The 23,163-nt window shown below is 69.7% G+C and carries 20 protein-coding genes; 8 read left to right on the plus strand and 12 right to left on the minus strand.

Translation table 11 applies throughout. The features are described from left to right. Nucleotides 1–7 precede the first annotated feature (7 nt). A complete protein-coding gene (locus QFZ27_RS29560; RefSeq protein ID WP_429230034.1) occupies nucleotides 8–955 on the minus strand; it encodes a shikimate dehydrogenase family protein in 948 nt (315 codons plus the stop codon). Between the two features lie 3 nt (nucleotides 956–958). Next, nucleotides 959–1,585, minus strand: coding sequence for a glucose-6-phosphate isomerase (locus QFZ27_RS29565; protein ID WP_429230035.1), 627 nt, complete (start codon nucleotides 1,583–1,585; stop codon nucleotides 959–961). Between the two features lie 176 nt (nucleotides 1,586–1,761). Between QFZ27_RS29565 and QFZ27_RS29570 the strand changes: the two genes are divergently transcribed. The 5 genes from QFZ27_RS29570 (at nucleotide 1,762) to QFZ27_RS29590 (ending at nucleotide 8,052) form a co-directional block, all read left to right on the plus strand. Further along, entirely contained in the window at nucleotides 1,762–2,727 is a 966-nt protein-coding gene (locus QFZ27_RS29570) for a substrate-binding domain-containing protein (protein WP_429230036.1), read from the plus strand. A 51-nt stretch (nucleotides 2,728–2,778) separates the two neighbouring features. Further along, nucleotides 2,779–4,284, plus strand: a complete 1,506-nt coding sequence (locus QFZ27_RS29575; RefSeq protein WP_429230037.1) for a sugar ABC transporter ATP-binding protein — start codon at nucleotides 2,779–2,781, stop codon at nucleotides 4,282–4,284. Then, on the plus strand, nucleotides 4,284–5,270 hold the full coding sequence (locus QFZ27_RS29580) for an ABC transporter permease (protein ID WP_429230038.1): 987 nt from the start codon (nucleotides 4,284–4,286) through the stop codon (nucleotides 5,268–5,270). Before QFZ27_RS29575 ends, QFZ27_RS29580 begins: the two co-directional genes overlap by 1 nt. Before the next feature lie 20 nt (nucleotides 5,271–5,290). Then, a complete protein-coding gene (locus QFZ27_RS29585) occupies nucleotides 5,291–6,793 on the plus strand; it encodes a xylulokinase (protein WP_429230039.1) in 1,503 nt (500 codons plus the stop codon). Nucleotides 6,794–7,149: 356 nt separating this feature from the next. Further along, nucleotides 7,150–8,052: an NAD-dependent epimerase/dehydratase family protein gene (locus tag QFZ27_RS29590; protein ID WP_429230040.1), complete on the plus strand. Its 903-nt coding sequence runs from the start codon at nucleotides 7,150–7,152 to the stop codon at nucleotides 8,050–8,052. A 151-nt stretch (nucleotides 8,053–8,203) separates the two neighbouring features. Here the strand turns inward: QFZ27_RS29590 and QFZ27_RS29595 are convergent, their stop codons facing one another. Together QFZ27_RS29595 and lpxA (QFZ27_RS29600) are read right to left on the minus strand one after the other, a co-directional pair. Then, the gene (locus QFZ27_RS29595; RefSeq protein ID WP_429230041.1) at nucleotides 8,204–8,668 is read right to left on the minus strand and encodes an SRPBCC family protein; all 465 of its coding nucleotides are present in this window, start codon (nucleotides 8,666–8,668) and stop codon (nucleotides 8,204–8,206) included. Between the two features lie 64 nt (nucleotides 8,669–8,732). Continuing rightward, nucleotides 8,733–9,518 (minus strand): acyl-ACP--UDP-N-acetylglucosamine O-acyltransferase, encoded by a 786-nt coding sequence (lpxA, locus tag QFZ27_RS29600; RefSeq protein ID WP_429230042.1) that lies wholly within the window; start codon nucleotides 9,516–9,518, stop codon nucleotides 8,733–8,735. Between the two features lie 178 nt (nucleotides 9,519–9,696). Here lpxA (QFZ27_RS29600) and QFZ27_RS29605 point away from each other — a divergent pair, with 178 nt between their 5' ends. After that, nucleotides 9,697–11,241 (plus strand): amidase, encoded by a 1,545-nt coding sequence (locus QFZ27_RS29605; RefSeq protein ID WP_429230043.1) that lies wholly within the window; start codon nucleotides 9,697–9,699, stop codon nucleotides 11,239–11,241. A 19-nt stretch (nucleotides 11,242–11,260) separates the two neighbouring features. Here the strand turns inward: QFZ27_RS29605 and lpxA (QFZ27_RS29610) are convergent, their stop codons facing one another. Next, nucleotides 11,261–12,049 carry an acyl-ACP--UDP-N-acetylglucosamine O-acyltransferase gene (gene lpxA / locus QFZ27_RS29610; RefSeq protein ID WP_429230044.1) on the minus strand — a complete coding sequence of 263 codons (789 nt, stop codon included), beginning with the start codon at nucleotides 12,047–12,049 and terminating at the stop codon, nucleotides 11,261–11,263. Nucleotides 12,050–12,309: 260 nt separating this feature from the next. Between lpxA (QFZ27_RS29610) and QFZ27_RS29615 the strand changes: the two genes are divergently transcribed. Beyond that, a complete protein-coding gene (locus QFZ27_RS29615; RefSeq protein ID WP_429230045.1) occupies nucleotides 12,310–12,921 on the plus strand; it encodes a LysE family translocator in 612 nt (203 codons plus the stop codon). Nucleotides 12,922–13,335: 414 nt separating this feature from the next. Here the strand turns inward: QFZ27_RS29615 and QFZ27_RS29620 are convergent, their stop codons facing one another. The 7 genes from QFZ27_RS29620 to QFZ27_RS29650 form a co-directional block, all read right to left on the minus strand. After that, complete coding sequence (locus tag QFZ27_RS29620; protein ID WP_429230046.1) at nucleotides 13,336–14,244, minus strand: hypothetical protein; 909 nt, start codon at nucleotides 14,242–14,244, stop codon at nucleotides 13,336–13,338. Between the two features lie 472 nt (nucleotides 14,245–14,716). Beyond that, nucleotides 14,717–15,838, minus strand: a complete 1,122-nt coding sequence (locus tag QFZ27_RS29625; protein ID WP_429230047.1) for a DegT/DnrJ/EryC1/StrS family aminotransferase — start codon at nucleotides 15,836–15,838, stop codon at nucleotides 14,717–14,719. Nucleotides 15,839–15,926: 88 nt separating this feature from the next. Beyond that, a complete protein-coding gene (locus QFZ27_RS29630; protein ID WP_429230048.1) occupies nucleotides 15,927–16,370 on the minus strand; it encodes a helix-turn-helix domain-containing protein in 444 nt (147 codons plus the stop codon). Nucleotides 16,371–16,540: 170 nt separating this feature from the next. Beyond that, nucleotides 16,541–18,649, minus strand: a complete 2,109-nt coding sequence (locus QFZ27_RS29635; protein ID WP_429230049.1) for a dipeptide ABC transporter ATP-binding protein — start codon at nucleotides 18,647–18,649, stop codon at nucleotides 16,541–16,543. 4 nt (nucleotides 18,650–18,653) lie between these two features. Continuing rightward, the gene (locus QFZ27_RS29640) at nucleotides 18,654–19,544 is read right to left on the minus strand and encodes an ABC transporter permease (RefSeq protein ID WP_429230051.1); all 891 of its coding nucleotides are present in this window, start codon (nucleotides 19,542–19,544) and stop codon (nucleotides 18,654–18,656) included. A gap of 9 nt (nucleotides 19,545–19,553) precedes the next feature. After that, nucleotides 19,554–20,486, minus strand: coding sequence for an ABC transporter permease (locus QFZ27_RS29645; protein ID WP_429230052.1), 933 nt, complete (start codon nucleotides 20,484–20,486; stop codon nucleotides 19,554–19,556). Nucleotides 20,487–20,562: 76 nt separating this feature from the next. After that, the gene (locus QFZ27_RS29650; RefSeq protein WP_429230053.1) at nucleotides 20,563–22,230 is read right to left on the minus strand and encodes an ABC transporter substrate-binding protein; all 1,668 of its coding nucleotides are present in this window, start codon (nucleotides 22,228–22,230) and stop codon (nucleotides 20,563–20,565) included. 295 nt (nucleotides 22,231–22,525) lie between these two features. Here QFZ27_RS29650 and QFZ27_RS29655 point away from each other — a divergent pair, with 295 nt between their 5' ends. Next, on the plus strand, nucleotides 22,526–23,152 hold the full coding sequence (locus tag QFZ27_RS29655) for an NUDIX domain-containing protein (RefSeq protein ID WP_429230054.1): 627 nt from the start codon (nucleotides 22,526–22,528) through the stop codon (nucleotides 23,150–23,152). Nucleotides 23,153–23,163: the final 11 nt, after the last annotated feature.

Raw genomic sequence — 23,163 nt, forward strand, 5'->3', positions numbered from 1 at the left:
CCGCAGCCTACCCCTTCGCGGCCTCGGCGGCGATGCGGGACAGGTCGTCGAAGCGCGGGCCCGATGTGGGGATCGGGATGTGGAAGACCTCGGCGATCACCTGGGTCCAGCCATGGATGAAATAGGTCCAGCCATCCTCGACCGTCAGGCCGCGCGCCGTCTGCTGCCGCCGGGCCTGGTCCAGGAACACCAGGTCGCCGCGATAGTTGAGGTCCCAGGCCAGCCCGCCTTGCGGGAACCGCGCCGCGTCGGTCAGCGGAGATCCCGGCGCGTCCTTGCCCAGGCCGGTGGCGTTGACCACCACCGAGCCCAGCGTCAGCCCGGCCAGCACCGCGTTGTTGTCGGCCGGCATCGGCGCCAGCACGTAGTCGACGGGCAGGTCGGCGCCCATCTCGCCATGGATGCGGCGGATCTCGTCGAGCCGCGCCTTGCTGCGGTTCGAGACGATGATCCGCGACGGCCGGTCGCGCCGGGCCCGCATCGCATGCCAGGTCAGGGCGATGGTGGAGCCGCCGGCGCCGATCGAGAACAGCTCCGCCCCGGTGCGGGCGAAATGGCCGTCCGGCACGAAGGCGTCGAACGCCAGCCCGGACGAGATCGGGTCCTTGGCGTGGCAGACCAACCGGCCGCCGGCCTTGGAGATGCAGCTGGTCTCGCCCATCAGCGCCGCATGCGGGTCGATGACGTCGAACAGGTCGCGGCAGGCGTGGAACAGGTCGATCTTGTGGGTGGTGACGAGGGCGCCGAGTGACAGCGGATCGTCGCGCAGGAAGGCCACCGCCTCGCGATAGGCCGCCGGGTCGGCATGCAGCGGGAAATCGATGCCGCGGATCTCGGCGTCCGCCAGGCCCAGCGCGCGGGCCCAGGCCGGGAACACCTTCATGATCGAGCTTTTGCCGGTGGTGACGCCGATGAAGTACAGCGTCGGCTGGGTGGCAGGTTGATACACGGCCATAACTCAAGCTCCCGCGAATAGCGCGTCGATCCGCGCCTGCGGCCGCGGCCGGTAGTCCGGGTTGTCGACCGCGACCCAGCCGCCGGCCCCGTCATCCAAGATGCGCTGCCGCATGCCGCCGGCCTGCTCGATGATGCCGTAATCCTGCCCGGCATCGGCCGGGTAGCAGAAGCTCATCACCAGTTCCCCGTCCCCGACATTGACCGAGCGGTGGATCCAGTAGGGCGGCACATAGCAGACCGTGCGCGGTCCGATCTCGACGATGCGGGTCTCGCCGGACGGTGATTCCATCAGCATCAGGCCGCGCCCGGCCTCGCCGGTGTAGATCTCCGAACGGTCAGCCCTGGCGTGGATATGGCCGCGGGTGAGGAAGTATTCCCGCCCGATCCGACCCGGCACCATGCGGGTGACGCCGAAGATCAGATCGCCGGTCGCGCCCGAGGGGCGGTAGTCCTGCACCTCGTAGACGATCCGGTCGCCGCCCTCCTCCACCGCCGCCGCCGCGAAGGCCGCCGCGTCACCGTAGAGGCCGGACAGGTCGGAGAGCCGCTTGACGTAGCGCCCGGTCGCCCCCGAGAGGCCCCCGTCGATCACGCCGATGACGCATCGCCCCGGCTCGCGCAGCTGCATGGTTCGCTCCGATTTTGTAGCAAAACTACATACTGAGAATGAATGAGCCAGTTTCTGGGCCGTTTCAAGCGCCGATCGGCGCATCCCTTCCCAGAATCGAATTGACCATCCAGTGATTCGGTACTTTAACTACCAAACCGGGTCGGCACAGGCCCGGGCACCAAGGGAGGATCCGGATGTTCAAGACCGTGTTGACGGGCTGCCTGGCCACGACCGCCCTCCTGATCGGCAGCGCCCAGGCGGCGGACTGCATGATCGGCATCTCGATGAAGACGCTGAACGCGCCCTATTTCGCGGCGCAGGAGGCCGCGGCCAAGGACCAGGCCGCCAAGGCCGGCTGCCAGGTGGCCACGGCCGACGCCCAGAACGACATGGGCAAGCAGATCGGCGACGTCGAGGACATGGTGTCCAAGGGCGTCAACCTGCTGATCATCAACGCCGCCGACCCGCAGGGGCTGGTCCCCGCCATCAACGCCGCGGCCGCGGCCGGGGTGAAGGTGGTGGCGATCGACAGCACGGTCGACCCCAAGGCCAAGTACATCACCCTGATCCAGTCCTCGAACGACCAGAATGGCTTCCAGGTCGGCCAGTGGCTGGCACAGTCGACCGCCGGCAAGGATCTCAAGATCGCCCTGCTCTCCGGTGAGAAGGGCAATGTCGTCGGGCAGGAGCGCCGGCTGGGCGTGTTCCGCGGCCTGGTCGAGGGCCAGCTGGTCAATGGCGGCAAGGTCAGCTTCGCCGTGGTCGGCCAGGGCTGGGGCGGCTGGACGCATGAGGGCGGGCTGAAGGCGATGGAGGACCTGCTGGTCGCCCATCCCGACATCAACGTCGTCCTCGGCGAGAACGATTCGATGGTGCTGGGCGCCCGCAAGGCGCTGGAGGCCGCGGGCAAGCTGAACGACGTGCTGCTGGTCGCCGCCGCCGACGGGCAGAAGGAGGCGCTGCAGCTGATCCAGGAGGGGCAATACGGCGCCACCGGGCTGAACGACCCGGCCCTGATCGCGCGCACCGCGGTGGATGTCGGCATGAAGGCGCTGGACGGGTCGCTGCCCGCCGACTTCCCGAAGGTCGACCTGACCACCCCCGACGCCATCACCAAGGACAACGTGGCCAAGTACTACCGGCCTGACGCCGTGTTCTGATCACCAGGGGCGGCGGCCGGCCCGCCGCCCCTGCCCTGCCGGAGGGACAGCATGACCGATCTGGTGGATCTGCACGCCATCACGAAGTCGTTCGGCGGCGTCCGGGCCCTGGCCGGGGTCGACTTCACGATTCGGCCCGGCGAGGTGCACGCCCTGCTGGGCGAGAACGGCGCCGGCAAGTCGACGCTGATGCGGGTGCTGGGCGGCGAGATGCGGCCCGATTCCGGCGAGATCCGGATCGAGGGCCAGCCGGTCCTGTTCGGCGGCCCGCGCGAGGCGCTGGAGCGCGGCATCGCCGTGATCCACCAGGAGCTGGCGCTGGCGCCGGATCTTTCGGTGGCCGAGAACATCTTCATGCGCGAGCTGCCGCGGGTGATCGGCTGGCGCGGCCTGAACCGCCGGGCCCGCGCCCTGATTGAGCGGCTGGGCTTCGACATCGACCCGCGCCGCCTGGTCGGCGACCTGGCCGTCGCCCACCAGCAGGTGGTGGAGATCGCCAAGGCGCTGTCGCGTGACGTCCGCGTCATCGTCTTCGACGAGCCGACGGCAGTGCTGGCGGCGCGCGACGCCGAGCGGCTGCACCGGATCATCGCCGATCTGCGCGGCGCCGGGGTCGGCATCGTCTACATCTCGCACCGGCTGGAGGAGGTGTTCCGCATCGCCGACCGGATGACCGTGATGAAGGACGGCCGCACGGTCGGCACCGTGACGCCGCAGGAGGCCGGGATCGACGACGTCATCCGCATGATGGTCGGCCGGCCACTGGCAGCGATGTTCGCTGACAAGTCCGAGCGCAAGGCGGGGGCGGAGGCGCTGCGGGTCGAGAACCTGCGCGCTGGCACCCGGGTGCGCGGCGTCAGCTTCGCGGTGCGGGCCGGCGAGATCCTGGGGCTGGGCGGGCTGGTCGGGTCCGGCCGCACCGAGACGGCGCGGCTGATCTTCGGCGCCGACCGGCGCGACGGCGGCGAGATCTTCCGCAACGGCCGCAAGGTCTCGATCCGCTCCCCGCTCGACGCGGTCGCCGCCGGGATCGGGCTGGTGCCGGAGGACCGCAAGGGCCAGGGCGTGATCCTGGGGCTGTCGATCCGGGTCAACGCCACCATGGCGCGGCTGAAGCCGGTGGTGAACCCGCTGGGCTTCATCCGCCGCGGCGCCGAGAAGCGCCTGGTCGGCGACCTCGCCGGCAGCTTGCGGGTCAAGGCGGCGGGGGTCGAGGCGCCGGTCTCCAGCCTGTCCGGCGGCAACCAGCAGAAGGTGGCGCTGGCCAAGTGGTTCCATGTCGGGGGCGAGGTCATCATCCTCGACGAGCCGACGCGCGGCGTCGATGTCGGCGCCAAGGCCGAGATCTACGCCCTGATCGAGCGCATGGCCGCCGAGGGCAAGGCGGTGATCGTGATCTCGTCGGAGCACCAGGAGCTGTTCGGCCTGTGCGACCGGGTGCTGGTGATGGGCGAAGGCGAGATCCGCGGCGAGCTGCCGCCGGAGCGCTACAGCGAGGAAAACCTGCTGTCGCTGGCGATGATCCGCCGCGACGGCGAGCTGAGGATGGCGGGCTGATGACCACCACGACCGCCGGGACGCCGGACGCCCCGCGCAGCCGCACCGATATCGGCGAGCTGTTCCACCGCTACGGCACCTTCTGCATCTTCGTGCTGCTGATCCTCGGTGCGCATCTGCTGTCGCCGGCCTTCCTGACCGAGCGGAACATCATGAACGTGCTGCGCCAGATCTCCGGCACCGGGATCATGGCCGTGGGCATGCTGCTGGTGATCCTGACCCGCGGCATCGACCTGTCGGTCGGCTCGGTCTCGGCGCTGGGCAGCGTGCTGTCGGCCTATCTGGTGGCCACGTGGTCGCCGGAGGCGTCGACCGCGCTGGTGGTGCTGGCCGGCGCCGGCTGCGGCCTGGTCACCGGCATCCTGGTGGCCTATCTGCGCCTGCCGGCCTTCGTCATGACGCTGGCGATGATGACCGCGGCGCGCGGCCTGTCGCTGATCATCTCGAACGGCCAGCCGATCCTGCTGGGCGACAGCGGCCAGGCCTTCACCGATTTCGGCGCCGGTTTCCTGTTCGGCGTGCCGCAGCCGGTGATCCTGATGTTCGCCGTCTTCATCGTCGGCGGCGTGGTGCTGGGCTTCACCAAGTTCGGCCGCATCGTCCGGGCCATCGGCTCGAATGAGGAGGCGGTGCGCCTGTCCGGCATCGCGGTGCCGCGCTATGTCTGCGCGGTCTATGTCATCTCCGGCGCGCTGGCCGCCCTGGCCGGCATCATCTCCACCGCCCGGGCGGGGGTCGGCTCCGCCCAAGTCGGGGTCGGGGCCGAGCTGGCGGTGATCGCCGCGGTGGTGATCGGCGGCGCCAGCCTGATGGGCGGGCGCGGTGGCGCGGTGAACACGCTGCTGGGCGCCATGGTGATGGGCGTGATCAGCAACATCATGAACCTGGCCAATGTCCCGGGCTATCATCAGCAGGTCCTGATGGGCGCCATCATCGTGGTCGCGGTGCTGCTGCAGCACGGCACGCGCTGGCTGCGCCGGAATTAGGCCTGCCGCACGGAGCCGAAATGACCCGCGACCTCGCCCTTTCGATCGATGTCGGCACCGGCAGCGCGCGGGCGGCGCTGGTCGATGGCGGCGGCCGGATCCTGGCCATCGCCGCCAAGGAGCACGAGCAGATCGTGCCGCAATTCGGCTGGTCGGAGCAGCGGCCGGCGGATTGGTGGGCCGGGGTGGTGCAGTCGGTGCGCACCGTGCTGGACCAGGTCGAGGGCGCCCGCGGCCGCATCGCCGCGGTCTGCGCCTGCGGCCAGATGCACGGCACGGTGCTGGTCGACGACACCGGTGCCCTGACCCGCGACACCGTCCCCTTGTGGAACGACAAGCGCACGCTCGACCTGGTCGCGGCGTTCGAGCGCGACCATGCACCGGACAGCTACTTGGCCGAGAGCGGCAACCCGCCGACGCCGGCCTGGCCGGGCTTCAAGCTGGCCTGGATCCGCGACCACGACCCCGAGGCGTACCGCCGGGCCGCGGCGGTGATGATGCCGAAGGACTACGTCAATTTCCGCCTGACCGGCGAGATCGCCATGGAGGCGACGGAAGGCTCCTGCAGCTTCCTGATGAACCCGGCGACGCGCGATTGGTCGCCGGCCATGATCGCGCTGCTGGGACTGGACGCGGCCAAGCTGCCGCGGCTGCGGCCGCCGCTGGAGATCCTGGGCGGCGTCACCGCCACGGCGGCGGTGGAGACCGGCCTGCTGCAGGGCACGCCGGTCTTGGTCGGCGGTGCCGATTATCCGATGGCGCTGCTGGGCTCTGGCGCCTGCCGGCCGGGGCTGGTCTCCGACGTCACCGGCACCTCCTCGATCATCACCCTGATCACCGGGGCGCCGCTGCTGGATCCCGAGATCTGCAACGTCGCCACGATCGAGGGCGGCTGGGGGCCGTTCGTGCTGCTGGAGAGCGGCGGCGACGCCATGCGTTGGGCCCGCCGCGCCTTCCATGAGGGCGCGCTGGGCTATGCCGAGATCGTCGCCAAGGCGGCCGAGGCCGCGCCCGGCGCCGGCGGCCTGTTCTTCCTGCCCTATCTGGTGGGCGAGCGGCTGGGCGCCCACCGCAACGCCCGGGCGCAGTTCTTCGGCCTCGGCGCCGGGCACGGCCTGGCCGAGCTGCACCGGGCGGTGCTGGAGGGCGTGGCCTTCGCCGTCACCCGCCACATCCGGGTGATGGAGGCGGCGTCGGGCCGGCCGCTGGACCGGCTGATCGCCTCCGGCGGCGGCGCCAAGACCGAGCTGTGGCTGAAGATCAAGGCCAGCGCCACCGGCCTGCCGATCCTGGTGCCGGAGGAGGCGGAGTGCGGCGTGGTCGGCTGCGCCGCCATGGTCGCCGCCGCCACCGGCCGCTTCGCCACGGTGCAGGACGCGGCCGGGGCTTTCGTCCGCTACGGCGCCGAGATCGCGCCCGACCCCGCCTGGGCCGAGCGCTACGCCCGGATGCAGCCGGTGTTCGATAAGCTCTACCGCCGCAGCCAGGCGCTGTACGACGATCTGGATCGCCTCGAAGACTGATTGCCGACGGCCCGAAAACCGACCCGTCATGGCGAGCCCCGCAGGGCGTGGCCATCCAGGGCCGCTCATACCGGCCCTCTGGATGGCCACGTCGCTTCGCTCCTCTTGAAGAAGTTAAAACTTTCTTTCCCTTCCGGGGTCGCCCCAGCGGCGTGAGATGCTCGCCATGACGGGGAAGGGTTGAGGAGGCGATCTCAAAGGCCGTTGGTATGAGGCGCCGTTTTTTTTATCACGGTCTGCCGTTTGCGGAGGGCCGTCTGTGAATTCGTTTCGCGCCAGCTTGTCCGGCGCGGCGGCTTCCCGATGCGGGCCCCTGCCCTCATCTTGTTTGGAGGAGCACGGACGAAAGCATCGACATGACCATCTTCCTGACCGGCGCCAGCGGCTATATCGGCGGTGCCGTCGCCCTGCGGCTGATGCAGGACGGCCACCGGATCCGTGGCCTGGTGCGGTCGCCGGAGAAAGCCGCACAGTTGCAGACGCTAGGCATCGAGCCGGTGCTGGGCGACCTGTCGGACCTGGCTCTGCTGACGCGGGAGGCGAAGGCCGCCGATGCGGTGGTCAACGCCGCCAGCGCCGATGACCGGGCGGCGGTGGAGGCTATGCTCGACGCGCTGGCCGGCAGCGGCAAGCCGTTCCTGCACACCAGCGGCACCAGCGTGGTGGCCGACGACGCCCGCGGCGAATGGGCCTCGGACCGGATCTACGACGAGGATACGCCGGCCGAGCCGGTGCCGGGCAAGGCAGCGCGGGTCGCGATCGACCGGCTGATCGTCGAGGCCGCCGGGCGCGGCGTGCGGTCGGTGGTGCTGTGCAACAGCCTGATCTACGGCACCGGGCCCGGGCTGAATGCCGACAGCGTGCAGATCCCGGCGCTGGTGGCCGCGGCACGGAAGACTGGCGTGGTCCGGCATATCGGGCGCGGCCTGAACATCTGGTCGAACGTGCATGTCGACGACATGGCGGATCTCTACGCCTTGGCGCTGGACCGGGCCCCGGCCGGCGCTTTCTATTACGTGGAGAACGGCGAGGCGTCCTTCGCCGAGGCCGCGGCGGCGATCGCCCGACGGCTCGGCCTCGGCGCGCCGCAGCCCTGGCCGGTCGACGACGCAATCGGTGTGCTGGGTTTCGGCCACGCGGTCTACTCGCTCGGCTCGAACAGCCGGGTACGCGGCAAGCGGGCCCGGGCAGAGTTGGGCTGGGCGCCGAAGCACGGTTCGCCGATCGAGTGGATCGAGACGGAGATGCCGGTGGGTTGAGAGCAACCCCGCGCTCGCAAAGCCGTCATGGCGAGGAGCGAAGCGACGTGGCCATCCAGAGGGCGGTGCCGCCTGGATGGCCACGTCCCTGCGGGGCTCGCCATGACGAGGAGAAGTAGCGAGCAGTTGAAGGAGCGGTGCGCCGTCGCCCCTACCCCCGCAGGTACCGGGCGAAATCGGCGAGGATCAGCGGCCAGCCTTGCGGCGAGGCCATGCCGTCGCGCAGCCGCCCTGCCCCTTCGCCGTGCCGCTCGAAGTCGCGATGCTCCAGCTCGACCCGGGTGCGCCCCTGCTCCGGCACGAAGCGGATCTCAAGCTCGCTCGCCCGCTCCTCCGGCTCCGGCGCCCGGTCCGGGCTGACGGCGAAGGACAGCACCAGCCGCGACGGCGGCTCCCAGGCGCGGACCTCGCCCCAGGCGGTCTCGCGGCCGGCGCGGTCGCGCTCGAGCCACAGGCCGCTGGCCCGCGGCTCCATCACCGCAGTATCGAGATCCACCCCGGCATAGGTGTAGGCGAGCGGCCACCACCGGCCGAGCTCGCCGGTGAAGGCATCGAAGGCGCGGTCCTGCGGCACGTCGACGGTGATCCCGGCCCGGACCGGGCTGACGGCGGTCATGGCGTCGTCCTCCTCGAAGTTCGGCTTCGAGTCAGCAACGCACCGATGGGCCGGATTGTCCCGGTCAGGCCGCGACCAGGCCGCGCCTGGTATCGGACAGGAACTCCAGCAGCTCGGCTACGCCCTTGTCCGCGCCATGCTCGTGGCGGACTCGGGCCATCCGCTCCGCCTTCTCGCCGGTGCCACGGAACAGGGTCCGGAAGACGCGGCGCAGGGCCAGCACCTCCGGCTCGGTGAAGCCGTGGCGGCGCAGCCCGACCTCGTTCAGCGACACCAGCCGCGCCCGGTCGCCCTGAACCAGGCAGAAGGGCGGCACGTCCTGCGCCACCATGGCTCCGGCGGCGACGAAGGCATGGGCGCCGATGCGGGTGAACTGGTGCACCCCGGCCAGGCCGCTGACATGGACATGGTCGCCGACCTCGACATGGCCGGCCAGGGTCGCGGCATTGGCGAACTGGGCGTGATTGCCGATGCGGCAGTCATGGGCGATGTGCGAGCAGGCCATGAACAGGTTGCCGTCGCCGACCTCGGTCAGCCCGCCGGAGACGCCGACGCCCGGCTGGATGGTGACGTATTCGCGGATGATGTTGTCGTGGCCGATGACCAGCCGCGTCTCCTCGCCCTTCCATTTCAAATCCTGCGGCGGCGCGCCGACCGAGGCGAACTGGAACACCTGGTTGCGGTCGCCGATCTCGGTCCGCCCCTCGATCACCGCATGCGGCCCGACGATGCAGCCGCGGCCCAGCCGGACCTTCGGCCCGATCACGGCATAGGCGCCGATGCGGGTGCCCTCGCCGATCTCGGCGCCCGGCTCGATGATCGCAGTGCGGTGGATCAGGGATGACGTCATGCAGAGGTCCGAAGGAAACGCCGGACACTCCGGCACGCCGCCGATCCTGCCGTCGGGAGGGCGACAGACAAACTCAAAATTTGTTACACATCATTGCGTTGTGGCCGATGCTGTGCCACGGGTCGGCTCGGCCGATGGCCGCACGCATGCGGTCGCTTCGCACCTGTCCGGAACTGCCATGACCACAGCCATCCCGTCCGCGATCGATCCCATCGAGATGACGGTGGCGGATGTGCAGGCCGCCTTCGCCCGGGGCGCCACGGCGGAGGCGCTGACCCGGGCTTTCCTCGACCGCATCGCCCGGTACAACCCGCGCTATGTCGCGGTGATCACGATGAACCCGAACGCCCTGCGCGAGGCGCACGAGATCGACCGGCGGCGCGCGGCGGGCGAGGTGCTGGGCCCGCTGGCCGGCGTGCCGGTCGTGGTCAAGGACACCATGGACATGGCCGGGCTGCCCAGCACCGGCGGCTGGCGCATGCTGAGCGCGCGGGCGGGCGGCGTCGACCTGATCCCGGCGACGGATTCGCCCGTGGTGGCACGGATGCGCTCCGCCGGCGCCGTCATCCTGGGCAAGACCAATGTCCCGGTGCTGAGCGCGTCGGGCAGCCATGCCGATGACAGCTGGGCCGGCGCGACGCTGAATGCCGCCGATCCCGGCCGGAAGCCGGGCGGCAGCAGCGCCGGGACCGCCACCGCAGTCGCCGCCAGCATGGCTGTGCTGGGCCTGGCCGAGGAGACCGGCGGCTCGATCCAGAACCCGGCCGCGGCCCAGGAGCTGGTCGGGGTCAAGCCGAGCTTCGGCTTGGTGCCGAATGCCGGCGTCATGCCGCTGGCCGGCAGCACCCGCGACGTCGTCGGCCCGATCGCGCGCTGCGTGCGCGACGCGGCGCTGACGCTGGACGTGCTGGCCGGCTTCAGCCCGGAGGACCCGAAGACCGTGGCCGGGATCGGGCACCGGCCGCGGGCCGGTTATGCCGCCGGCCTCGACGCCGCGGCGCTGCGCGGCAGACGCCTCGGCCTGTACGGGCCGGGATGGCGCCGCCAGCCGCTGTCGCCCGAGATGGCCGCGGCCTACCGGCGGGCGATCGGGGAGCTGGCGGCGCGGGGCGCGGTCCTGGTCGAGGATCCGTTCGCCGGGTCCGGCTTCGCCGACATCGCCCGCCCGCTGCCGACCGCCGACGGGTACGACCCGCGCGGCAGCGAAGGCCTGCCCTACGACCTGGACCGCTACCTGAAGCAACTGGGTCCGGACGCCGCGATCCGGTCCTTCGACGCCTTCAGGGCCGCGGTCGCGGCGGAGGACCCGTTCGGCCCGGACGGCGTGCTCTCCGACATAGCCGATCTGCCGGCGCTCCGGGCCAGCCTGGCGGACCCGCTGGCGCCGCCGGACCTGTCCGAGTTCCTGGCGGCGAAAGAGGCCTATCTCGCCATCTTCGCCGAGGTCATGACGCGGGAGCGGCTCGACGGGCTGGTGTTCCCGCAGATGCGTGCCGAGCTGCCGCTGGCGGGGAGCGCCGGGGTTATAGAGACGACCGCAGTCTCCGAGATCAACATCGCCGGCCTGCCCGGCGTGACGGTGCCGGCCGGCCGCACCGCGTCGGACGCGCCGTTCGGCCTGATCTTCATCGGCACGATGTGGAGCGAGGCGGCCCTGCTGTCCTTCGCCTTCGACCATGAGAGCGCCACCCGGCACCGCCGGCCGCCGACCCTGGGCGCCTGATACGAAGGACCCTTGGCACTCAGGCCGCTGCCAGGCCGCGCTTGGTATCGGTGAGGAAGCGCAGCAGCTGATCGACCCCGCGGCGGCCGGCATAGGCATGATCCACCGCGGCCATCCGCTCGGCCTTGCTGCCGCCGCCGCGGAACAGCAGGCGGAACACCTTGCGCAGCATCAGCACATCCGCCTCGATGAAGCCGTTGCGGCGCAGCCCGACCTCGTTCAGCGACACCAGCCGGGCCCGGTCGCCCTGCGCCAGGCAGAAGGGCGGCACGTCCTGGGACACCATGGCGCCGGCCGCGACGAAGGCGAGGGCGCCGATCCGGGTGAACTGATGAACCGCGACCACACCGCTGAGAAAGGCGTGGTCGTCGACCTCGCAATAGCCGGCGACCCCCGCACCGTTGACGAAGCGGGTGTGGTTGCCGATGCGGCAGTCATGGCCGACATGGGAGTTGACCATGAACAGGTTGCCGTCGCCGATGCTGGTCACCCCGAGGGGCCGCGCGGCGCCGGAATGGATGGTGACGTGCTCGCGGAACACATTGTCGTTGCCGATCCGCAGCCGGCTGTTGCCGCCACCCCATTTCAGGTCCTGCGGCGGCGCCCCGACCGAGGCGAACTGGAAGATCTGATTGCGATCGCCGATCTCGGTGTCGCCCTCGACCACGGCATGCGGTCCGACGACGTTGTCGCACCCGAGCCGCACCTCCGCGCCGATGACGGCATAGGGCCCGATGCGAGTGCCCAGGCCGATCTCGGCGCCGGCTGCAATGATGGCGGTGGGGTGGAACAGACTCGACAAGGACATGATCTCGGCTGCCCCGGAATGCGTGGATGAAACCAGAATGACCTCTGGATCAGATCGGGCAGCGCTCTTTTTCCGGCACCGATATTGCGCGCGAACAGGCAATAAAGAAATGTCAAAATCCTCATCGCTACAATTACAGATGATTAAGTTCACTAGAATTCTTCAAACGTCGAGTGTTTTCAATGATGTGAGACAGAAGGAGCAGCCCTTGGCATAATCGTTTCTCAAAGTTTCTCAGGCCGACTCGCGAGGGCAAGCCGATGGACCTGTCGACACTGCTGATCTACGCCGTCACGCTCGGCGTCGCCTGCGCCGTCCCGGGCCCGACCACCGCGGCGCTGGTGGCCCGGGTGCTCGGCCGCGGCAGCCGTGGGGCGCCGGCGTTCTGCGCCGGGCTGGTGGCCGGCGACCTGATGTGGCTCGGCGCCACCGCGCTGGGCCTGGCCATGCTGGCGGCAACGCTGCAGCCGGTCTTCGTGGTGATCAAATACGCCGGCGCGGCCTATCTGCTGTATCTCGCCTGGCGGCTGTGGACCGCCCCGGCGGCGGCGCCGGTCGAGGCGCAGCCGGTGCGTGGCGAAGGCGTGCGGCTGTTCCTGACCGGGATCTCGGTCTGCCTTGGCAACCCGAAGACGACGCTGTTCTACCTGGCACTGCTGCCGACCATCATCGACCTGCCGCGGCTGACCTGGATCGGCTTCGCCGAGCTCGCCGCCACGCTGGTCGTGGTCTATGGCACGGTGCTGGCGCTGTATGTCGTGCTGGCCCTGCGCGCCCGCCGGATGTTCCGGTCGCCGCGGGCGCTCAGGGCGATCAACCGCGGCACCGGCGCGGTGATGGCCGGCGCCGCGGTGGCGGTGGCGACCCGTTGAAGCGGGAAGAATCGAGGTGGAATCCGGCCCAGACTGTTGCAACCCGCCACGGACGGCGAGTTCGGTGCCCGCCCATTCGCGCGCGGATGCGCGCAGCCCCTCCCCTCCCGCGGGCCAGGGCATCTACATATCTGCCCGGCGTCATCCGATTGCCTCTCCCGCTTGCGGGAGAGGTCGGGCTGCTCGTAAGCCCGCCGTCGGTGTCCCCGATCGATGTGGAGATGCCCTGGCTCCCGCGGGGATGACTGGTTGGGGAATTCCGAAATTCCCTGGCACGCGGGGAACACCGCGCGCATGACTCCGGCCACGGCGACCGGGCTTCCGGTCGGCCGTGCCGGTGGATGTGGGCAGGCATCTGCAGGTGGCGTGTTGCGCTCGTCGTCCTGGCGGCGGCGTTCGGCGGGCGCCGGCCGATCAGGGCGGCCCGCGGGGGTGGAGCGGGATCGGGTGCGGCCGTGGCGGGCGGGCCGGTGCCGGCGTCCGGCCGGTCGTCCCCGGGCGGTGCCGGGACAGGCTGCCGGTTCCGGTTGAAGACTCGCCGGTGGCGAGGTTGTGCCTGCGGCGCTCGCCCTTCGACCCGGCGCCCGGAACATTGGCCCCGGACTTCGCCGCGGCGGCGGGGCTGCCGACTGCAGGTCCGCCGGTCGCAGGCCCGCCGGCCGGGGGCGTCCCGGGGGGCGGCAGGCCGAGGGCCCGGCACAGGCTGGCGATCAGGGCTTCGATCGGCAAGGCGGTGTCGGCAAGGTCGACGTCGATGCGCTCGTCCTCGGTCAGCTTTTCCCGGAGATCGGCGGTCAGCCGTTCCTGGGCCTCGGCGTCGGGAACCGCGGCGATGGCGGCGGCGACGCCCTGGGCGGCGGCCTGGCGCCGGCCGTCCTTCTCGTCCTGCCGGGCCTTGCGCCGGAGCTCGGCCTCACGCTGCGCCTGCTCCCGCTGCTGCCGCAGCCTGATCTTCAGGGCGATGGCGCGGCGGATGCCGAGGAACAGGCTGCTGAAGCGGGTCTCCGCCTCCCCGGCGCGATCGAGATCGTTGGCCGCGAGGGCGGCGAGGGCCAGGGCGTGAAAGCCGCGGGCCAGCGCCTCCGCGAGCTCCATCAGCTCGGACAGCATCGCGGCCTGGTCCATGGCCGGCGACGCGGCGGCGTCCTCCCGCTGCTGGCGGAGCCTGAGCGCGACGGCGCGGCGGATGGCGAGGAAGAGGGTGCTGAAGCGGGTCTCGGCCGTGCCGGCGCGGTCGAGATCGCCGGCCGCGAGGGCGGCGAGCCCTCGAGCCTGAAAGGTCCGGGCCATCTCCAAGGCGAGCCTGGACAGCCCGGACAGCACCTCGGCCTCCCGCTCGTCGGGGGACGGCGAAGCGGCAGAGGGAGTCCCGGCTGGGATGGCATCGACCATGCCTACACTAGAACAAAAAGGGAACATACAGTCAATCGGAATCGCACTTGGCTGAATGTTCACCGCAATGTCAGGCCGGTGCCTGCTGGATGGCCACGCCCCTGCGGGGCTCGCCATGACGGTTTTGATCGAGACGGTGAATCCGGATCGGCGGGGCCGCAGCCCGATCTGTTCCCGGAGAGCTGTCATCTGCCCCCGACACGTCATGGCGAGCATCTCACGCCGCTGGGGCGGCCCCGGAAGGGAAAGAAAGTTTTAATTTCTTCAAGAGCGCAGCGTGGCCATCCAGTCTTTCAGCCGCCGCTCGTCATGGCGACAGTCTGGATGGCCACGCCCCTGCGGGGCTCGCCATGACGGTTTTTCTTGGAAGCTGCATCGAGTGAGGGATCAGCGCTTTCAGGTTCTACCCGACCGCCGCGATCACCGCGTCGCAGACGCGGTCGGCGTCGGCGTCGGACAGGAAAGGGTGCATCGGCAGGCTCAGCACCTCGCGGCTCAGCGCCTCGCTGACCGGCAGCGAGCCTTCGCCCTCGCCATGGGCGCGGTAGGCCTCGGCCAGGTGCATCGGCGTCGGGTAGTAGATCGCGGTCGGGACCCCGGCCTCGCCCAGCCTGGCCCGCACCGCGTCGCGGTCGGCCACGCGGATGGTGTATTGCGCCCAGGCGCAGACCAGCCCATCCGGCATCACCGGGGTCTGGACCCGGTTGGACAGCCGGGCGGAATAGTGCCGGGCCAGCCGGTCGCGGGCCTCGAGCTCCTCGGAAAAGCTCGGCAGCTTGGCCAGCAGCACCGCAGCCTGGATGGTGTCGAAGCGGGCGTTGAGGCCGACCCGCACGGTGTCGTAGCGGCTGGCGCCCTCACCATGGACGCGGATCGACTTAAGGATGGCCGCCAGCTCGTCGTCATCGGTGAAGATGGCACCGCCGTCGCCGTAGCAGCCGAGCGGCTTGGCCGGGTAGAAGCTGGTGGCGGTGACCGGCGCCAGCGACCCGACCGGGCGGCCGTGGAAGGCGCCGCCGAAGCTCTGCGCCGCATCGTCGATCACGAGCAGGTCATGCGCGTCGGCCAGCGCCTGCAGCCTGGGATAGTCGACCGGCAGGCCGAACAGGTCGACCGCGATCACCGCCTTCGGCGCCAGCTTGCCGGCGGCCTTGGTGGCGGCGATGCGGCGCTCGAGATCGGCCAGGTCGACCAGATAGGTCGCGGGATCGACATCGACGAAGACCGGCGCGGCACCGAGCAGCAGGATCGCCTCGGCCGTCGCCGTGAAGGTGAAGGCCGGGACGAAGACGGCGTCGCCGGGACCGATGCCACGCGCCATCAGCGGCATGATCAGCGCGTCGGTGCCGCTGGCCACCGTCAGGCAGTGGCGGGCGCCGGCCCGCTGCGCCAGCTCGCCTTCCAGCTCCGCCACCTCTGGCCCCAGGATGTACTGGCCGTGGTCGAGCACCGCATGAATGCGGGCGTCGATCAGGGGCTTCAGGCGGGCGTATTGCTGCTTGAGGTCGACGAAGGGAAGCGACACGGGCAAGCCTCGGCTGTATCGGAACAGGGCTGATGTAGCCCCGCCCCGGCCCAGACGCCAGCCTGAAACGCCGTCCGGGCGGCCTGCCTCAGTGCTCGGTGGCGGCTTCCGGCCCGAGCGAGCGCAGCAGGTCGACCAGGCGGCGGCGGACCGTCGCATCCTCGATCCGGTAATAGGCCCGCACCAGCTCCAGCGTTTCGCGGCTGGCCACCATCTCGTTGTCATGCGCCGGATGGTGGGCGGAGCCGTTCTGCGGGACGTCGGTCATGCCTTCGAAGAAATAGCCGACCGGCACGTTGAGGATGCGCGTCAGCTGGTGCAACCGGCTGGCGCTGACGCGGTTGGCACCGCGCTCATATTTCTGAATCTGCTGAAAGGACACGCCGAAGGCCGCAGCCAGCTTCTCCTGGCTCATCCCCAGAAGGGTGCGGCGCTGGCGCAGTCGGGTACCAACATGGATGTCCACCGGGTCCGGGCCATCTTCGGTGATGGTCTTGCGTCGGCGCTGTCGGTCCAAGCCGCGGGTCGCCATACTCATAGTTCCTCCTGCGGGCACGGCCCGGCACCAATGCGATCGCGAACGATCGATCTGGTGCGGTCCCCCTATGTGCCGCAGTGTCGAACCCGGCCCGCCTCATACTATAGTATGCCGCGAAGAACTCGGCCGCAATACCCGCATAAGGCGATTTGCACCAGGCCTCTTTAACCCGCACGCCCCAGCACGGGTTCCACCGCCTCGAGGTCCGTCAGCGGAATGTGGCAGCGGATGAGATGGCCATCGATGCCGGCGCGTTCCGGCGGCGCCTCGCTCTCGCAGATGCTGCCGAGCTTGCGCGGGCAGCGGGTGTGGAACGGGCAGCCCAGCGGCGGGTCCAGCGGGCTGGGCAGCGGCCCTTCCAGGATGATGCGCTTCTTCTCGATCGTCGGGTCGGCGACCGGCACGGCGGCCAGCAGCGCCTCGGTGTAGGGGTGGTAGGGCGGCTGGAAGACGGCGTCGGTCGTCCCCTGCTCCATGATCTGGCCGAGATACATCACCACCACCCGGTCGGCCAGGTAGCGCACCACGCCGAGATCGTGGCTGATGAACAGAAGCGTGGTGCCGGAGCGGCGCTGGATGTCGACCAGAAGGCCGGTGACCGCGGCCTGGACCGAGACGTCGAGGGCCGAGACCGGCTCGTCCGCCACCACCATGGCCGGGGCGCCGGCGAAGGCGCGGGCGATGCCGACGCGCTGCTTCTGCCCGCCGGAGAGCTGGCGCGGCTTACGGTCGATGAAGGCGCGCGGCAGCTTGACCAGGTCGAGCAGGCGCAGCACCTCCTCCTCGACGTTGCGCCGGCCCTTCTTGATGCCGAATTTGCGGATCACCCGGCCGATCTGCTGGCCCACGCTCATGCTGGGGTTCAGCGTGTCGTTCGGGTTCTGGAACACCATCTGCAGCGAGGACAGCAGCTTGGCGTCGCGCTGCTGCACCGGCTTGCGGCCGATATCGGTGCCGCGGAAGGAGACGCTGCCGTCGGTCGCCGTCTCCAGCCCCATCAGCACCCGGGCGAAGGTCGACTTGCCGCAGCCGCTTTCGCCGACGATGGCGACGGTCTGGCCACTCTTGGCCTCGAAGCTGATCGCCTCGTTGGCGCGGACGTAGCGGGTGCGGTCGCTGCCGAACAGGGCGGCGATCGAGCTGTCGTAGATCGGGTAGTGCTTGCGCATCGCCGCGACCTGCAGCACCGGCAGGTCGTTGGCGACGGCGGCGACGGCGGCGGGCATGACCTCGAGCGGCGCCGGGACCGGCGGCAGCGCCTCGATCTCCTGCCAGCGCAGGCAGCGCACCCCGCGGGTCTCGCTGGCCGGCAGCATCGGCACCGGCGCGGCGTCGCAGCGGCCCGGCTGGAAATGGTCGCAGCGCGGCCCGAACCAGCAGCCTTTCGGCCGGTTCTGCGGCAGCGGCAGCTGGCCGCGGATCGGCACCAGCGGCCGGCTGGTCTTGTCGCGCCCCGGGGTCGGGATGCAGCCGAACAGGCCCTGGGTGTAAGGATGGCGCGGGGCGGCGAAGATCTGGTCGATCGTCCCCTCCTCCACCGCCTGGCCGGCATACATGACGCAGACCCGGTCGCAGGTCTCACGGATCAGCCCGAGATTGTGGCTGATGTAGAGCATGGCGGTGCCGAGGGTCCGGCCGAGCTCGGCGATCAGGTCGACGATGCCGGCCTCGACCGTGACGTCGAGCGCGGTGGTCGGCTCGTCCAGCAGCAGCAGCGACGGGTTGGACAGCAGCGCCATGGCGATGACGACGCGCTGCTGCTGGCCGCCCGAGATCTGGTGCGGATAGGCCTGCAGCACCCGGTCGGGGTCGCCCAGCCGGACCCGGGCCAGCATGTCGCGCGCCCGGGTCAGCGCCTGCTCGCGGGTGCAGCCGGGCTCGTGGCATAGCGGCACCTCGGCCAGCTGGTCGCCGATCCGCAGCGCCGGGTTCAGCGCCGCCATCGGCTCCTGGTAGACCATGGCGATCTCGGCGCCGCGGACCCGCCGCAGTTCCTCCTCCGACATCGCCATCAGGTCGCGGCCGCGGAACTTCATGGTGCCGCCGGCGATGCGGCCGTTGCGGCCGAGATAGCGCATGATCGCCATCGCCACGGTCGACTTGCCGCAGCCGCTCTCGCCGACCAGGCCGACGCATTCGCCGGGCCGGACGGTGAGCGAAAAGTCGACCACCGCCGGGATCTCGGCGGCGCGGGTGAGGTAGGAGATCGAGAGCTTGTCGATCTCCAGGATCGGGGTGGAGGTGTCGCGCGGCGGGATCAGCTCGACCGTCATCGCCTCAATCCTTCAGGGAGATCTCGCGCAACCCGTCGGCCAGCAGGTTCAGGCCGAGGACCAGCGAGGAGATGGCGATGCAGGGAAAGACCGTCATCCAGGGCGCGAAGGCCGCCATGGCGCGGGTCTCGTTGACCATGCCGCCCCAGTCCGGGTCCGGCGGCGGCAGGCCGAGGCCGAGGAAGCCCAGCACGCCGATGGTGATGATGGTGTAGCCCAGGCGCAGGCAGGCATCGACGATCAGCGGCCCGCGGGCATTCGGCAGGATCTCGACGAACATGATGTAGAGCGAGGATTCGCCCCGGGTCTGCGCCGCGGCGACGTAGTCGCGGTTGCGCAGGTCCAGGGTCAGGCCGCGGACGATGCGCATGATGCCGGGGGCGCTGGCGCAGGTCACCGCCAGCACGATGTTGATGCCGGACGGGCCGAAGGTGGTGATGATGACGACGTAGAGCACCAGGATCGGGAAGGACAGGATGATGTCGCCGATCCGGCTGAGCACGTCGTCCCACAGGCCGCGCTTATAACCCGCCAGCAGCCCCATGGTGACGCCGAGCGCATAGGCGCAGGCGGTGGCCAGCGGGGCGTAAATCAGCACCCGGCGCGCGCCCCAGATCACCCGGCTGAGGATGTCGCGGCCGAGCTGGTCGGTGCCGAGCCAGAACACCCCGCCATCCGGCGCCACGGTGCCGGGCGGCTTGAACGGCAGCAGGTTCTGGTTCGGCGGGAACGGCGCGATCACCGGCGCCAGCAGCGCCAGCACGATCCAGAACACCACGATCAGCACGCCGATCACGCCGACCCAGCTTTCGCGCAGCAGCAGCACCGAGCGCAGCGCGCGGAAGATCGGGTTGCGGCTCAGCGAGGATGGTGGCGGCAGCGAAATCTCGGCCATTCCGACCCCTCAGGTGAAGCGGATGCGCGGGTTGAGGTAGGTGTAGCCGACATCGGCGATGGTCTGAGTCGCCACGGCGACGAAGACCGAGACCATGGCGCAGGCCTGGATCAGGTAGATGTCCTGGTTCAGCGAGGCTTCCAGCAGCAGGGCACCGAAACCCTTGTAGCCGAAGAAGGCCTCGACCACGATCACGCCTGACAGCAGCCAGTTGATCTGCAGCACGATCACGGTGAAGGGCGCGATCAGGGCGTTGCGCAGGGCGTGGCGCATGATCACACGGTGGTAGGGGATGCCCTTCAGCACCGCGGTGCGGATATACGGGCTCTGCATCACCTCGGCCATCGAGGCGCGCATCATCCGGGTGACGTAGCCGAAATCGTACAGCACCAGCACCGCGACCGGCATGACCAGCTGCAGGACGTCGAAGCCCTGGCTCATGCCGCTGGTCCCCGGCAGCCATTTCAGGACCAGCACGAACAGGAAGGACAGAAAGGTCGCCGAGGCGAATTCCGGGATCGAGGTGGTGACGATCGACAGCACCGAGATCGAGCGGTCGGTGGCCGAGCCCTCGCGCATGCCGGCGAGCACGCCGAGCACGACCGAGACCGGCACCATGATCAGGAAGACGCAGCCGGCGAGGATCGCGGTGTTCTCCAGCCGGGGCCAGAGCACCGAGGCGACCGATGTCTTGAAGCGCAGGCTGTCGCCGAAATCGCCGCTGGCCATGCGGCCGAGCCAGGCGAAATAGCGTTCGTACCAGGGCGCGAAATAGCCATGCGCCTCGAGCCACAGCTGCCGCTGCTCCTGCGAGCTGTAGGGGCCGAGGACCTTCACCGCCACCGACGACCCGTTCACCTCGAGCAGGAGGAAGACCAGCAGCGACACCGCCAGCATGGTCAGGATCATGAAGAAGGCGCGTTTGGCGAGGAAGATCAGCATCGCTAGACCGCCTCCCCGCGCTTTCCGGTCCGGGGGCGCGTGACGCGCCCCCGTCCGATGCCTCTGGTCTGTGTCCTCACGCCGACAGCCACACCTTGTCGAAATACATCTCGCGGGCGAAGTGGTAGGCGAAGCCCTGCACCTTGTCCGTGCTGGCGGTGTAGATCTTGAGCCAGAACGGGATAATGGTGATGGCGTCGTCTTGCAGCATCTGCTCGATCTGCTTCACGATCTCCTTGCGCTTCGGCACGTCGATCGTGGCCTGCGCCTGGTTCAGCAGCTTCTCGAACTCCGGATTGTCGTAGCCGGTCTCGTTCCAGGACGCGCCCTTGCGGTAGGCGACGTCGAGCACCTGCACGCCGAGCGGCCGGGTGGTCCACTGGGTCACGCTGAACGGCCAGGCGGTCCAGCGATCCCAATAGGTGCCGCCGGGCAGGATGTTGACCTTCAGGTTGATGCCGGCCGGCTTCACCATCTCCGACAGCACCACGCCGATCTGGCCTTCCCATTTCGGGTCGTCGACACAGTTGATCTCGATGTCCAGGCCGTTCGGATGGCCGGCCTCGGCCAGCAGCTTCTTGGCCTTCTCGTAGTCCTGCTTGATCGGGCCGAGATCGGTGTATTCGGGGTGGATCGGCGCGACATGGAAGTCCTGCCCGGCGATGCCGAGGCCCTGATAGGCCAGTTGCAGCAGCCGGTCGTGATCGATGCAGGCCTGCACCGCCTGGCGCACCCGCTTGTCGTCGAACGGCTTCTCGGTCACCCGCATGCGGGCGACGCCGACGATCGCCGTGTCCTTGTCATAGACCTTGAACTGCGGATTGGCCTGGTAGCCGGGCAGCAGGTTGGGGTCGAGCTTGTAGAGGAGGTCGACCTGGCCCGAGGACAGGGCCGCCAGCTCCGCCGCCGGGTCGGCGCCGAGGTCGATGAACTGCAGCTCGTCGACATTGGGCTCGCCGCCCCAGTAATCGGCCTTCTTGGTGTACACCGCGCGCTGGCCGACCGAGTATTCCTTCAGATTGAAGGGGCCGGTGCCGATCGGGTTCTTGATCAGGTTAGCTTCGAACTTGGTGGCGAAGTCGCGATGGGTGATCAGCGCCGGATAGTCGCCCAGGCTCTCCGGGAAGGAGAGCATGGCGTTCTGGAAGTGGAAGCGCACCGTATGGTCGTCCACCCGCTCCAGCGCGTTCGGCGCGATCTTGATGGTGTCGCCTTCCTTCACCGTCAGGCCGCTGAACCGCCCCTGGTTGGAGGAGCCGGTCTTGCTGTCGAGCCAGCGCTCGAAGGTCTTGATCACGTCGTCGGCGTTGAAATCGTCGCCGTTGCTCCACTTCACCCCCTTGCGGAGCGACAGCGTCCACACCGTGACGTCGTCATTCGCCTCCCACTTCTCGGCGAGATGGGGGTGGGAGAGGTTGTCGGTGCCGATCCGCACCAGCGGCTCGATCAGCTGGCGTGCGGAATTGCCCTTCTCCGACCAGTCGTAGATCGCCGGGTCGCTGGCATCCATGACGAAGATGCCGACCCGCAGCGTGCCGCCCTTGCGCGGCGTCTCCTGCGCCACAGCCTGCGGCATCAGCGGCTCGCCGGTCAGCACCGATGCCACGGAATACGCAGTCGGAATCGCCAGGCCGAGCAGCACCGAAGTGCGCAGGAACTCGCGTCGGTCGAGCCTCCCGTCGCGCAGATCCTCGGCCAGCTTCGGAATCGCGACGTGAACCTTACCCAGATCCTTGATATCCATCAGGCTCTCCCTGTCGAGACGCTTGGAACCACCCTGTGGGGCGACGCTTTCTTGCGTTTCTGAAGCCTCGGCCCGCAACAAGGCCATTAGACGGCCCATGGGCGATCCCGTTGTTTCCCCTGGCGACGGCGAAGCGTTCGTCCGCGACATCGCAGCCAACCGGGCCCGGCCGGAAGTATCGCGATCGTTCCGCCGCGGCGTCAAACCTTAATCCCGGCCCTGCGGCGTGGAGCGTCGTGGCGTCCGGGCAGCCGCGCCGCTATCGTCCGGCCGAGCCCGCATGGAGTGTATGAGAGTGGCCTTCGACAATGACGCCGATGTCGAGCTGATCGAGCGGCGGACGGAGTATGCCGGTTTCTTCCGGCTGGACCGGCTGCAGCTGCGCCACCGCCGCTTCGACGGGGGTTGGACCGAGCCGCTGGCGCGCGAGCTGGTGCTGCGCCGCCCGGCCGCCGCCCTGCTGCCCTACGACCCGGTCGCCGACCGGGTGGTGCTGCTGGAGCAGTTCCGGCTGGGCGCCTGGATCACCGACCGGCCGGGCTGGATGATCGAGATCCCGGCCGGGCTGATCGACGCCGGCGAGTCGCCGGAGCATTCCGCCGCCCGCGAGACGCAGGAGGAGACCGGCCTGGCCGTCGCCGAGCTGCTGCCGGTCGGCGAGTTCGCCACCAGCCCCGGCGGCTTCAACGAATGGGTCAGCCTGTTCTGCGGCCGGGTCGCGGCACCGGCCGAGGGCAGCCTGCACGGGCTGGCGACCGAGCAGGAGGACATCCGCATCCTGCCGATGGCGGCGGACGACGCCCTGGCGCTGCTGGCCGAGGGCCGGATCCAGAACGCCATCACCCTGATCGCGCTGCAATGGTTCGCGCTGAACCGGGAGTCGTTGCGACGCCAATGGGCGACGCCGCTGGGCACCGCTTGAAGCTGCGAATA

This window comes from Inquilinus ginsengisoli (assembly GCF_050434925.1).
In the GTDB taxonomy this organism is placed as follows: domain Bacteria; phylum Pseudomonadota; class Alphaproteobacteria; order DSM-16000; family Inquilinaceae; genus Inquilinus; species Inquilinus ginsengisoli_B.

Bases quoted from the DNA above. Each gene is read 5' to 3' on its own strand.
- QFZ27_RS29560 (WP_429230034.1), bottom strand. From the start codon at position 955: ATGGCCGTGTATCAACCTGCCACCCAGCCGACGCTGTACTTCATCGGC.
- QFZ27_RS29565 (WP_429230035.1), bottom strand. From the start codon at position 1,585: ATGCAGCTGCGCGAGCCGGGGCGATGCGTCATCGGCGTGATCGACGGG.
- QFZ27_RS29570 (WP_429230036.1), top strand. From the start codon at position 1,762: ATGTTCAAGACCGTGTTGACGGGCTGCCTGGCCACGACCGCCCTCCTG.
- QFZ27_RS29575 (WP_429230037.1), top strand. From the start codon at position 2,779: ATGACCGATCTGGTGGATCTGCACGCCATCACGAAGTCGTTCGGCGGC.
- QFZ27_RS29580 (WP_429230038.1), top strand. From the start codon at position 4,284: ATGACCACCACGACCGCCGGGACGCCGGACGCCCCGCGCAGCCGCACC.
- QFZ27_RS29585 (WP_429230039.1), top strand. From the start codon at position 5,291: ATGACCCGCGACCTCGCCCTTTCGATCGATGTCGGCACCGGCAGCGCG.
- QFZ27_RS29590 (WP_429230040.1), top strand. From the start codon at position 7,150: ATGACCATCTTCCTGACCGGCGCCAGCGGCTATATCGGCGGTGCCGTC.
- QFZ27_RS29595 (WP_429230041.1), bottom strand. From the start codon at position 8,668: ATGACCGCCGTCAGCCCGGTCCGGGCCGGGATCACCGTCGACGTGCCG.
- lpxA (WP_429230042.1), bottom strand. From the start codon at position 9,518: ATGACGTCATCCCTGATCCACCGCACTGCGATCATCGAGCCGGGCGCC.
- QFZ27_RS29605 (WP_429230043.1), top strand. From the start codon at position 9,697: ATGACCACAGCCATCCCGTCCGCGATCGATCCCATCGAGATGACGGTG.
- lpxA (WP_429230044.1), bottom strand. From the start codon at position 12,049: ATGTCCTTGTCGAGTCTGTTCCACCCCACCGCCATCATTGCAGCCGGC.
- QFZ27_RS29615 (WP_429230045.1), top strand. From the start codon at position 12,310: ATGGACCTGTCGACACTGCTGATCTACGCCGTCACGCTCGGCGTCGCC.
- QFZ27_RS29630 (WP_429230048.1), bottom strand. From the start codon at position 16,370: ATGGCGACCCGCGGCTTGGACCGACAGCGCCGACGCAAGACCATCACC.
- QFZ27_RS29635 (WP_429230049.1), bottom strand. From the start codon at position 18,649: ATGACGGTCGAGCTGATCCCGCCGCGCGACACCTCCACCCCGATCCTG.
- QFZ27_RS29640 (WP_429230051.1), bottom strand. From the start codon at position 19,544: ATGGCCGAGATTTCGCTGCCGCCACCATCCTCGCTGAGCCGCAACCCG.
- QFZ27_RS29645 (WP_429230052.1), bottom strand. From the start codon at position 20,486: ATGCTGATCTTCCTCGCCAAACGCGCCTTCTTCATGATCCTGACCATG.
- QFZ27_RS29650 (WP_429230053.1), bottom strand. From the start codon at position 22,230: ATGGATATCAAGGATCTGGGTAAGGTTCACGTCGCGATTCCGAAGCTG.